The organism is Streptomyces niveiscabiei (genome assembly GCF_001419795.1).
Lineage (GTDB): Bacteria > Actinomycetota > Actinomycetes > Streptomycetales > Streptomycetaceae > Streptomyces > Streptomyces niveiscabiei.
On record NZ_LIRL01000941.1, the window covers coordinates 1 to 10,972 of the forward strand.

General features: G+C 72.0%; 8 protein-coding genes. 4 read left to right on the forward strand and 4 right to left on the reverse strand.

Features of this window, described 5'->3' with window-relative positions; translation table 11 throughout:
- Positions 1–102: 102 nt before the first annotated feature.
- Positions 103–780, forward strand: a complete 678-nt coding sequence (locus AOK24_RS37430) for a copper chaperone PCu(A)C domain-containing protein (protein ID WP_055724401.1) — start codon at positions 103–105, stop codon at positions 778–780.
- An 81-nt stretch (positions 781–861) separates the two neighbouring features.
- On the opposite strand, the gene phoP is transcribed toward AOK24_RS37430, so the two are convergent.
- Both phoP and phoR read right to left on the reverse strand, forming a co-directional pair.
- A complete protein-coding gene (phoP, locus tag AOK24_RS37435) occupies positions 862–1,533 on the reverse strand; it encodes a two-component system response regulator PhoP (RefSeq protein ID WP_018568744.1) in 672 nt (223 codons plus the stop codon).
- Positions 1,534–1,538: 5 nt separating this feature from the next.
- A complete protein-coding gene (gene phoR, locus AOK24_RS37440) occupies positions 1,539–2,834 on the reverse strand; it encodes a two-component system sensor histidine kinase PhoR (RefSeq protein WP_055724402.1) in 1,296 nt (431 codons plus the stop codon).
- Between the two features lie 190 nt (positions 2,835–3,024).
- On the opposite strand from phoR, the gene phoU reads away from it, so the two are divergent.
- A complete protein-coding gene (gene phoU, locus AOK24_RS37445) occupies positions 3,025–3,705 on the forward strand; it encodes a phosphate signaling complex protein PhoU (RefSeq protein ID WP_055724403.1) in 681 nt (226 codons plus the stop codon).
- A gap of 294 nt (positions 3,706–3,999) precedes the next feature.
- Here the strand turns inward: phoU and AOK24_RS37450 are convergent, their stop codons facing one another.
- Together AOK24_RS37450 and AOK24_RS37455 are read right to left on the reverse strand one after the other, a co-directional pair.
- Complete coding sequence (locus AOK24_RS37450) at positions 4,000–4,389, reverse strand: hypothetical protein (RefSeq protein WP_055724404.1); 390 nt, start codon at positions 4,387–4,389, stop codon at positions 4,000–4,002.
- A gap of 29 nt (positions 4,390–4,418) precedes the next feature.
- On the reverse strand, positions 4,419–7,745 hold the full coding sequence (locus tag AOK24_RS37455; protein WP_240554305.1) for an ALF repeat-containing protein: 3,327 nt from the start codon (positions 7,743–7,745) through the stop codon (positions 4,419–4,421).
- A gap of 277 nt (positions 7,746–8,022) precedes the next feature.
- Here AOK24_RS37455 and AOK24_RS37460 point away from each other — a divergent pair, with 277 nt between their 5' ends.
- Together AOK24_RS37460 and AOK24_RS37465 are read left to right on the forward strand one after the other, a co-directional pair.
- The gene (locus AOK24_RS37460) at positions 8,023–8,541 is read left to right on the forward strand and encodes a hypothetical protein (RefSeq protein ID WP_240554306.1); all 519 of its coding nucleotides are present in this window, start codon (positions 8,023–8,025) and stop codon (positions 8,539–8,541) included.
- 73 nt (positions 8,542–8,614) lie between these two features.
- Positions 8,615–10,822: a trypsin-like serine protease gene (locus AOK24_RS37465; RefSeq protein ID WP_055724405.1), complete on the forward strand. Its 2,208-nt coding sequence runs from the start codon at positions 8,615–8,617 to the stop codon at positions 10,820–10,822.
- Positions 10,823–10,972 lie beyond the last annotated feature (150 nt).

Here is a 10,972-nt window from a genome sequence, read left to right on the forward strand (position 1 = left end):
GGTGTGGGGGCTGGTGAACGGGTCGATACCCTGAGGGCGCTGACTGACCCTTAGGGCGGCTTTATGAGGTCCGCCCCTGCGTTCCAAGGAGATGCCGCCGCCGTGAGCAGCAGCCTTCGACGCGGCGCCCTCGCCGCTTCCGCCCTCGCGTTCTCGATCGCCTCGCTCGCCGGCTGCGCCGCCGGGAACAACAGCCAGACCCTGGAGATCAAGCCGGACAACGCGGCCGTCACCGTCGGCGTGATCAAGATCCAGAACGCGATCGTCGTCACGCAGCCGGAGCGCGGTGTCGAGGGGCCCGCCGCCGTCGCCGCGACCGTCTTCAACACCAGCCGTTCCGACCAGACGCTGACCGGCATCACCGTGGACGGCACCAGCGCCTCCGCCGTGCTGACGCCGGGCAAGGGTGACACGAAGAGCAAGAAGGGCAGCCTGCTCGTCCCGGCCGGCGGCTCGATCGTCATCGGCGGCGCGAACAACGCGTCCGCCGTCCTGGAGAACCCGGGCGACACCGTGAAGAACGGCAACGCCCAGAAGATCACCTTCACGTTCAGCGAGACGGGTGACGTCAGCCTCCAGGCGTTCGTCGTCCCCGCCACGAGCTACTTCAGCTCCTGGGGCCCGACCTCCGTCCCGAACCCCTCCTCCTCCGCGAGCGCCTCCGCCGGCCCCTCGGAGTCCCCGAACCCCTCCGGGTCCCCGTCGCCGGAGTCCTCCTCCGGCAGCTCCGAGTCCTCCGAGGGCCCGGCCTCCTCGGAGTCCCCCGCGGCCGGCCACTGACCGGCCCCGCACACGCCCGAGGGCGGCACCCCCGACCGGGAGTGCCGCCCTCGTCGTCGTACGTCGTCGTAGCGAGGCTCTTTACGGCTCGAACTTGTAGCCCAGCCCCCGGACCGTCACCAGGTAGCGCGGGGCGCCCGGGTCCGGTTCGATCTTGGCGCGGAGGCGTTTGACGTGGACGTCGAGGGTTTTGGTGTCGCCCACGTAGTCGGCGCCCCAGACGCGGTCGATGAGCTGCATGCGGGTGAGGACGCGGCCCGCGTTGCGCAGGAGCATCTCCAGGAGGTCGAACTCCTTCAGGGGGAGGTCGACCTTGGAGCCGGAGACGGTGACGACGTGGCGGTCGACGTCCATGCGGACCGGGCCCGCTTCGAGGGCGGCCGGGGTGACCTCCTCCGGTTCGCCTCTGCGGCGCAGGACCGCGCGGATGCGGGCGACGAGCTCGCGGGAGGAGAAGGGCTTGGTGACGTAGTCGTCGGCCCCTATTTCGAGACCGACGACCTTGTCGATCTCGCTGTCCTTGGCGGTGACCATGATCACCGGGACGTTGGACCGGCCGCGCAGCTGGCGGCAGACCTCCGTGCCGGGCAGGCCCGGCAGCATCAGGTCGAGCAGGACGAGGTCGGCGCCGTTGCGCTCGAACTCGTCGAGACCGTCGGGGCCCGTGGCCGCCACGGCGACCTCGAAGCCCTCTTTGCGAAGCATGTACGACAGGGCGTCCGAGAAGGACTCCTCGTCCTCGACGACGAGCACACGGGTCACGGAAGGACCTCCGGGGCGGGAAGCGGTTCGTAAGGTGAATCTGAGGGGGCGGCCCTGTCCTCGTCGGCCTCGTCGCCGTCCAGGTCGGGGTGCTGGTGCGCCCGGTCACGGGCCGAGCCCGCCTCCGGCAGTCGCAGGGTGAACGTGGAGCCCTGTCCCTCGGAGCTCCACACCGTGACCTCCCCGCCGTGCGAGGCGGCCACGTGCTTGACGATCGCGAGACCGAGCCCCGTACCTCCCGTGGCACGGGAGCGGGCCGGGTCGACGCGGTAGAAGCGCTCGAAGACGCGCTCCTTGTCCTTCTCGGAGATGCCGATCCCCTGGTCGGTGACGGCTATCTCGATCAGTCCCCCAGTGCCGAAAGCCTGGGAGGTGCCCCCACCCCCGGGCGCGGTCACCCGGCGGGCTGCTATCCCCACGCGGGTGCGGGCGGGGGAGTAGTTGACGGCGTTCTCGACGAGGTTGCCGAGCGCTGCCGCGAGCTGGCCGCGGTTCCCCCATACGTGCAGGTCGGCCGCGCCGCCCGCGGCCATCGTGATCTGTTTCGTGCCCGCCTGGTGGCGGCAGCGGTCGACGGCCTCGGCGACGAGTTCGTCGACCCGGACCGGCTCGGAGTCCTCCAGCGGGTCGTCGTTCTGCACCCGGGAGAGGTCGATCAGCTCCTGCACGAGGTTGGTGAGCCGGGTCGCCTCGATCTGCATGCGGCCCGCGAAGCGCTGGACGGCCTCCGGGTCGTCCGAGGCGTCCATGACGGCCTCGGAGAGCAGCGAGAGCGCGCCGACCGGGGTCTTCAGCTCATGGCTGACGTTCGCCACGAAGTCCCGGCGGACCGCCTCGATGCGGCGGGCCTCGGTGAGGTCCTCGACCAGCAGCAGCACCAGCCGGGAGCCGAGCGGGGCGACCCGGGCGGAGACCGCGAGGGCCTCGCCCCGGCCCGTCCCGCGCCGCGGGAGGTCCAGCTCCACCTGGCGTATCTCGCCGTCGCGGCGGGTGTCGCGGGCCATCAGGAGCATCGGCTCCACGGCCAGCTTCCCGCCCCGGACCAGGCCCAGCGCGTACGCCGCCGAGCTCGCCTTCACCACGGCGTCCGCCTCGTCCAGCACGACCGCCGAGGAGCGCAGGACCGACAGGACCGTGTCGACACCCGGGGGGAGGACCGGGTCCGTGTGCAGGGAGGTGCGGGTGGGGCGCTTCTGGTCGCGCTCGCTCCAGCGGAACGCCAGCATGGCGATCACGCCGGTGAGTACCCCGGCGATCGCTGCCGCTGCGGCGACCGCCGCGTTCACGTCCATGTCTCCAGGTTAGGCACGGGGTGCGACATCGCCACAGCCGTCGAGGGGTGACCTGCGAGACTCGTCGCCCAGAGTTCACCTTGGCGCTGGTAGTGGTTCATTTGGGATGACGGAAACCGACGCGTCCAGGGCCGAACGTGGGACTGTAAGCGCCTAGGACTGATGCACGAGAGGGAACGAGGGAACGCAGATGCGTGACGCGTACCACGAGGAACTTGATTCGATCGGCGACGGTCTGGTGGAGATGGCCCGGCTGGTCGGCTCGGCCATCGGGCGCGCGACCACCGCGATCCTCGACGCCGACCTGAACCTGGCCGAGAACGTCATCGAGGGCGACAAGAAGGTCGACGAGCTCCACCACGAGCTGGAGGCCAAGGCCATAGCGCTGCTCGCCCGCCAGCAGCCGGTGGCGACCGACCTGCGGATCGTCGTGACGTCCCTCAGGATGTCCGCCGACCTGGAGCGCTCCGGCGACCTCGCCCAGCACGTCGCCAAGCTGGCGCGGCTGCGCTTCCCGGAGCGTGCCGTACCGCGCGACCTGCACGCGACCGTCCTGGAGATGGGCCAGCTCGCGCAGCGCCTGATGGCCAAGTCCGCCGAGTGCATCATCACCAAGGACGTCGACCTCGCGCTCCAGCTCGAAGCGGACGACGACGCGATGGACCTGCTGCACCGCACGCTGTTCCAGCACCTGATCGACGACCGCTGGAAGCACGGCATCGAGACCGCCGTCGACGTCACCCTCCTGGGCCGCTACTACGAGCGGTTCGCCGACCACGCGGTCGCCGTCGCCAAGCGCGTCGTCTTCCTCGTCACCGGCGAGCACGCGGACGACATCCAGCAGGACCTGCCGCCGGAGATCCAGGCGTAGAGCTTCTGTGCGCCGTCGGTGCGCCCTTCACTCCGGGTCGCGGGTCGGTTGCCATGGGTGTATCTGCGTCGAGGAGGGACCCATGGCCGAATCCCCCAGCACGTCGCCCGACCCCACCCAGGAGACACCGACCGAACAGCCCGTCGAGATCAGGAACCTGATGCTGATAGGGGCCTGTGGCTGCGGGTCGGGGTGCGGGTGCGGGTGCCAGTCCGGCAGCCCGTGCCAGTGCGGCTGAGCTGTTCCTGAGGGGCCCGGCTGCGCGCCGGGCCCCTCAGCCGTTCAGTGCACCAGTCAGTGGACGAGGAACGCGACGCCGGCGAACGTGGCGACGAAGGAGAACAGGAACAGGAACACCTGCGGGGTGGTCGCGTTCTCCATCGGCTCGCCCGCGTCCCGCAGCCGGAACTGGCGCCTGAACCACGGGTGGTAGACCGCCCGCAGGATCGTCAGGCTGAGGCTGATCAGGGTGAAGAAGAACAGGGCCTGGCGGCCGTCGAGGCTGCCGAAGCGCGCCTGCGCCCACAGGAACAGCGCCATCGCGCCGGGCACCGCGGCGACGATGGCCGCCCGGTGGCCCGGCTTGCGCCGGTCGGCCAGGGTCAGGCACGCGAACCCGAGGGCCGCGCCCGAGACGAGGGCGAGGACCCACCAGCCGCTCGTGGACATGCCTTGCGTCAGCATGGGGAGATCCTCGCCCTCTCGTACCGGAATTACCAGGTCAGCAGACCGACGACCGTCGTCGTGACGTCACCGGCCACGCTGACGATCTTGCCGCCGACGGTGTCGGCGAGCTTGACCGCGTCGTCGGCGTAGTTCAGGCCGACGCGGGACAGCGTGCCGCCCACGCCGAGCGTGACCAGGCCGAGGCCGAAGAGGCCGAACGCGGACTGGAACTGCTTGCTCTGCCAGTTCCAGTCGTTGCCCGCGAGCGCGAGGAACGCGCTGACCCCCTGGACGACCACCGAGGCGATGCCGACGCCGACCGCGATCGGGGCCAGTGGCGGGAAGAACAGCGAGGCGACGCCCAGGGCGACCGCGCCGCCGCCGAGGATCGTCGAGTAGTGGCCGACGACGGTCGACCACTCGCTGGCGCTGCCGACGTCCTCCGGCCAGATCCCCCAGTCGACGTACCACGGCTTGTCGCTGTCGGCGGTCTGGGACGGGTTGGTGCCGTTCGCGTCGTGTCCGCGGGCCTTGTCGGCCGCGTCCATCGCGCGCTGCTTGGCCTCGGCGGCGACCTTCGCGGTGTAGATCCGCTGGGCCTCGGAGGAGGCGGCGGCAGCGGCGGCGGCGTCCTTGCCGGCCTGGACGGCGGAGGCGCGTGCCGCGGTCGCGGACGCCTGCGCCGAGGCCGCCGAGGCGACCGCCTGGCTGGCGGAGGCGGCGGCGCGGCGCGCGGAGTAGTTCGCCGTCCGGGCCGCCGTACGGGCGACCGCGGCGGCCTGCTGCGCGGTGGCGGCGGACTTCGCGGCGTCGGCGGCCGACCGGTCCGCCGCGTCGGCGTTGGTCCTGGCCTCGGCGGCGGACTTCTGCGCGTCGGCGGCGTACCCGTCGGCCTTGTTCTTCCACGCGGTCGCCTCGGCGGCGGCCTGGCGGGCCTCGGCGGCGGCCTTGGACGCGAGCGCCGCGTCCTCCTGGGCCTTCGCCGCGACCTTCGCGGCGTGCGCGATGGCCGCGCGGATCGCCGAGATGTGCGCGACGGAGTCCTGGTCGAGGCGGGTCACGTCGTACTGGTCGTGGGCGACGAAGTTCCGCCGCATCCGGGCGGGGCCCTCCAGCACGATCTGCGCGGCCGACTTCATGTACTGCCCGCCGTTCGCGAGCAGCTTGAAGATCTCGACCCGGTCGTCCTCCTTGATCGCCTCGGCGTGCTCGATCTGGAGGAAGCGGTGCAGGGCGACCGCGCTGCCGTCGTCCAGCGCGGCCTGCGCCTTCGCCTTGACGCTGGCCCCCGGGTTCGCGCCGAGGACGTTGAAGACCAGCACCCGGTTGTCGGTCTTGGCCGCCTCGACGGCGCCGGTCGTCAGGAAGGTGCGGACGGCGTCCGGCGCGGTGGAGGCCAGCGTGTCGGCGGCGGCCTGCGCGACGGAGACGCGTGAGATCTCGGCGACGGTGACGACGGTCTCGCGGTCGTCCTGGCCCTCGGCGAGGGCGCGGTCGGCGGAGAGCCAGTTCAGGACGTCGTACTCGGTGCCGGACAGCGCGTACTCGGCGGCCTGGCGGGTCCAGGAGCCGGAGTTGTCCAGCAGGAGCAGGGCGGCGCGGCGGCCCTTGTCGACGGCCGTGGCGGTGTCACCGGCGGTGACGGCGGCCTCGGCGGCGGCGATCAGGTCCTTGATCTCGGACGAGGTCCGGTCGGCCTGGGTGCGCTCGCGGTTCGCCTTGGCGAGGTCGGCGGTCTCCTCCTGCGCGGCGAGGCGCGCGAGTTCGATGCCGATCGCGGTGTCGGCCTCGATGCGCGCGGTCTCGGCGGCCCGCGCGGCCTTCTCGACCTCCTGCGCCTCCTTGACCGCGTTGGTGGCGGTGTTGGCGGCCTCGACGGCGGCGTTCGCGTACTCCGTGGAGCGCTTGGCGTACTCGACGGCCTGACCGGCGTGCGCCGCCGCCTCGTCCGCCGCCGCTGCCGCCTTCTCGGCGTGTGCGGCGGCGGAGTTGGCGGCGTCGCGGGCCACGGCGGCAGCGGCTGCCGCGCGTCCGGCGAGCGTGGAGGCGGTGTTCGCCGCGGCCGTCGCGCGGGCGGCGGCGGCGTTGGCCTCGGCGGCGGCAGCGCGGGCGCGGGCGGCCTGCGCCTGGGCGACACCGGAGGACGCGGCGGCAGCGGCTGCGGCGTTCGCGGCGGCTGCGGCGTTGTTCGCGGCCGACTTGGCGGCGTTGCCCGCCGTGTCGCAGGCGGCGGCAGCGGCGCGCGCCTGGTCGGCGGCCTTCGCTGCGGTCCGCGCCTTGCTCGCCGCGTTGCGGGCGCCCTCGGCGGCGGAGCGCGCGGCAGCCGCCTTCGAGGCGTCCTTCGACGCGGCGATCGCGGCCCCGTACGCGCGGGACGCGGCGCTGCCCGCCGAGGCGGCGGCCGAGGCGGCGGCCTGCGCGGCCATGGTGGCCCGGCCGGCGGCGGCCTGGGCGACACGGGACGCCGAGATCGCGGTGGTCGCCGCTGCTGCCGCGCCCTTCGCGGCGGAGGCGGCGGCGTTGGCGGCGCGCGCCGACTTCGCGACGTCGTCCTTGGCGGCGGCGGCCTCGTCGGCGGCCTTCAGCGCGGCGGCCTTGGCCTTCTCGGCGGCGTCCTTCGCCTTGTCGGAGGCGGCGACGGCCTGCTCGGTCTGCAACTGGGCGCGCTTGCCCTCGCGTTCGACGATCGCGACGAGCTGGTCGATTGTCGCCGCCTCCTCGTCGCGGGCGCGCGCTATGTACTGGCCGGAGACCAGGAACTGGCGGATCGCGGCCGGCGAGCCGTCGTCCAGCGCGCGCTGCGCGTACGTGGCGACCTGCGGGGAGGCGCTCGCGAGGATCTTGAAGACGGCCGAGCGCTCGTCCTCGGCCTGCGCCGTGAACTGACCCTCGTTCAGGAAGGTGTGCAGCGCCTTGTCGTTGGCCGCGTCCAGCGCCTTCGTGCCGGCGCGCTGCACGGCCGTGCCGCTGTTGTTCATGACCGTGAGCACCGAGGCGCGCAGGTCGGAGCTGACGGCCGCCGTGTAGCCGCCGTCCAGGAAGGTCGAGACCGCGTCATCCCCCGCCGACAACGCCGTGTTGACCAAGTTCTGGACGGACCGGCCGGCATAGGGGAGACCCGCCAGCACGCCCATGCGGTTGTCCTCCGCACGGCGTGCGGGGAGGTCGGTGGTGAGGAACGCGGTGACCGCTGCCGGGGTGCCCAGCAGCGCCGCCGTGGCGGCCTCGCGGACGCTGCGCCCGCCGGTCTTGTAGGCCCACACCGCCTTGCCGCGGTCGGTGTCCGGCAGCCCGCTGTCCGCCGGGTCGTCGGCGGCGGCGGCCGGAGTTGCCGTCAGCGTGAGGACCGAGGGGAGGGCCGGCAGTGCGGCCACGCCGGCGACCGCGGTGAGAATCCGGCGTCTGCTCCACAGGGAAGAGGGAGGCAAAAGGAATCATCCTTCCGGTGCTTTTTGAGTTTTCCGGCATAGGTAAAGCACGGGCCATGGGCGGAAGTCAATGCTGGATTGGCATATTTGCACAAGCGGACCTTCACATTTCTTTGAGCGTGTCGTATATCACATCTGGCGTGCTGGACAGCGCTTACCTGCCCGGTCTTGGATGACATCCGCTTTCACCGGGAAAGCGAAGGCAGCAAAGACGGGGACATTAATGAAGGCACAAAGAACAATCTGGCGCATAGTGGGCGCCGCCACGGCGGCGGGGGCTGTGGCGTGGCTCGCTATCGGCGCATCGGGAACGGAATCCGGAACCGTCTCTTCCGGATCGGTTTCTTCTGTGGCGGACGAATCGCCCGGATATGCGGTCGAGAAGTACAACTATCCGCTGGCGGACAAAATCCTCGCGGAGAAGAACATCGTCCTGAAGCGCGGCGACGGGCACATCACCCTCGCCGACTGCGTCACCGACACCGGCCAGCTCGAGGTGTGGGCGCACGGCAGCGCCGACAAGATCTGCTTCGACGTCAAGGGCACCTCCGGCTGGCTCACGCTGGAGATCCCGGCGGTGTACGGCATCCGCGGCAACGACTACGAGACCCAGGTCGACATGACCGTCGGCACGGAGGAGAAGTCCTTCGACGTCGCGAAGAACACCTGGACGGCCGTCGGATCGAGCGCGGACGAGCAGGGCAGGGACCACATCCTCGTGGAGATCAGGAGCTCGAAGTAGCCGGTGACGGCCCCCTTTTCGTGCTTTTTGTGAACTCCCTTTTCCTGCTCCCGCTTCTGAGGAAACCCACGCCATGACACCACCCAGACCCCTCTCCCTGCGCCTGTCCGCGCTCGCGGCGGCCCTCGTCGCCGGCCCCGTCGCGGTGTGCGCCGCGGCCCCCGCGTCCGCCGTCACCGGCACGCCCGCGACCGGCACGACGTACGCCTACACCGCCCAGATCGTCGTCGGCGACTACGCGCGCGGCTGCTCCGGTGTCCTCGTCGACACCGAGTGGCTGCTCACCGCCGCCAGTTGCTTCGCCGCCGACCCGGCCGCCTCCCTGGCCGTGCCCGCCGGGAAGCCCGCGCAGAAGACGGTCGCCACGATCGGCCGCACCGACCTCTCCGGCACCGACGGCGCCGTGCGCGAGGTCGTCGAACTCGTGCCGCGTACGGACCGGGACGTCGTCCTGGCGCGGCTGGACAAGCCCGTCGCCGGGGTGACGCCGGCCGTCGTCTCCACCACCGCGCCGGCCGCCGGCGAGCAGCTGACCTTCGCCGGGTACGGGCGGACCAAGACCGAGTGGGTGCCGCTGAAGCTGCACACGGGCGCGCTCACGGTTGATGCTTTTAGTGGAGCCACCGCCAACGTCACCGGTGTAGCCGGTGCCGCCGCCTGCCAGGGCGACACCGGCGGGCCCGTCGTCCGCGGCGGACAGCTCGTCGGGCTCAACAGCCGCTCCTTCCAAGGCGGTTGCTTCGGCATCGACGCCGCCGAGACCCGTACGGGGGGTGTCGTCGCGCGCGTCGACGACATCGCGTCCTGGGTGACCTCCACGGTCGGCGCGCCGCGCGTCACCGACTTCAACTGCGACGGCGTCGAGGACATCGCGATCGCCGACCCCGGCGCCACCATCGGCGGCGACGCGGGCGCCGGCTCCGTACGGATCGTGTACGGCGGCGGCAAGGGCAACACCGAGATCCACCAGGACCTCGACTGGGTCAACGGGGGCGCCGAGGCCGGCGATGCCTTCGGAGACGCCATCGCCACCGTCGACTACAACGCCGACGGGTGCACGGACCTGGTCGTCGGCACGCCCGGCGAGAACCTCGGGGACGCGGCCGACGCCGGCATGACCGACCTGCTCTACGGCGCGCCCGGCGGGCTCGGCACCGGCACGCTGAAGGACGCCAACTACCAGCAGGGCGCGGGCACCGGGTCCATCAAGGCGTCCGGGCCCGAGAGCGGGGACCGGATGGGGGCGGCCGTCGCCGCGTCCGTCACCAACGCCGGTGAGCCGTACATCGTCATCGGGGTGCCGGGCGAGGCGCTCGCCGGGGCCGCCAAGGCCGGTGAGGTGTTCTACCTCCAGGGCGCCACCAACGTCTCCGTCCACCAGGACAGCCTCGGCGTGCCGGGGGCGATCGAGGCCAACGACGCGTTCGGCACCGTCGTCGCCGCCGGGTCCAACCACTTCGCCGTGGCCGCGCCCAACGAGACGATCGGGACCGACGCCAACGCCGGCAACCTCGCCGTCTTCAACCCCAACGTCCTCAACGCCGAGAAGCGGCCCACCCCGCTCTTCGGGCTCGACCAGGACCTCGACACCGTCGGCGGCGGCGCCGAGGCCGGTGACCTCTTCGGGAAGTCGCTCGCGATCGTGTCGTACCGGCCGTCCGGGGCGGCCTCGGCCACCGACTCCATCCTCGCGGTCGGGTCGCCCGGTGAGGACCTCGCCGTCAACGGCACCAACAGCGTCGACACGGGTGGGGTGCTGACCTTCCGGATCACCTCCGCCGGTACGTACACCCAGCTCAACGGCTACTCCTCCGGGACCGCCGACGACGACGTCTCCGGCACGTCCGAGTCCGGCGACCTCTTCGGCTCGACGCTGACCGCGGTCAACACGGCACCTCGCGCCGTCAGCACCGCGGCGACCCTGAAGCTGGCGGTCGGCGTACCGGGCGAGGCCGTCGGTACGACCGCCAAGGCGGGCGCCGTCCAGACGTTCTCGTTGCTCGGCACGCCGGGTGCGGGCGACCGCTGGCTGGAGGTCGGCGACGGCGACGGCATCCCCGGCACGCCGGGCGCCAACCAGCAGCTCGGCTCCAGCCTCTGGTACACGGGCACCCACCTGTACGTCGGCCTGCCCTACGGGCCGTCCGCCTACGGCACGCTCTACTCCCTGCCCCTCTCCAACGTGACCGCGGGCGGCACCGTCGCCCCGGCGACGGTCTACCAGCCGGGCGCGGGCGGCCTCGCGGCCACGGGGGATCGGTTCGGGCAGTCGGCTCGGTGAGTGAGCTTGCTGCTGCGGTGAGGTAGTCGCACCGAACATCCCCGTCCGGCTTCGGCCGGGCGGGGGTGTTCGGGTTCTGGGGGGATGTTCGGGTTCTGGCTGGTCGGGGCGCCCGTGTCGGGGCGTTCGAGTTCTTGCTCCTTCGGGGGC

Excerpts from the sequence above, each read along its gene's own strand:
- phoR (WP_055724402.1), bottom strand. The coding sequence starts at position 2,834 with ATGGACGTGAACGCGGCGGTCGCCGCAGCGGCAGCGATCGCCGGGGTA.
- phoU (WP_055724403.1), top strand. The coding sequence starts at position 3,025 with ATGCGTGACGCGTACCACGAGGAACTTGATTCGATCGGCGACGGTCTG.
- AOK24_RS37450 (WP_055724404.1), bottom strand. The coding sequence starts at position 4,389 with ATGCTGACGCAAGGCATGTCCACGAGCGGCTGGTGGGTCCTCGCCCTC.
- AOK24_RS37460 (WP_240554306.1), top strand. The coding sequence starts at position 8,023 with ATGAAGGCACAAAGAACAATCTGGCGCATAGTGGGCGCCGCCACGGCG.
- AOK24_RS37465 (WP_055724405.1), top strand. The coding sequence starts at position 8,615 with ATGACACCACCCAGACCCCTCTCCCTGCGCCTGTCCGCGCTCGCGGCG.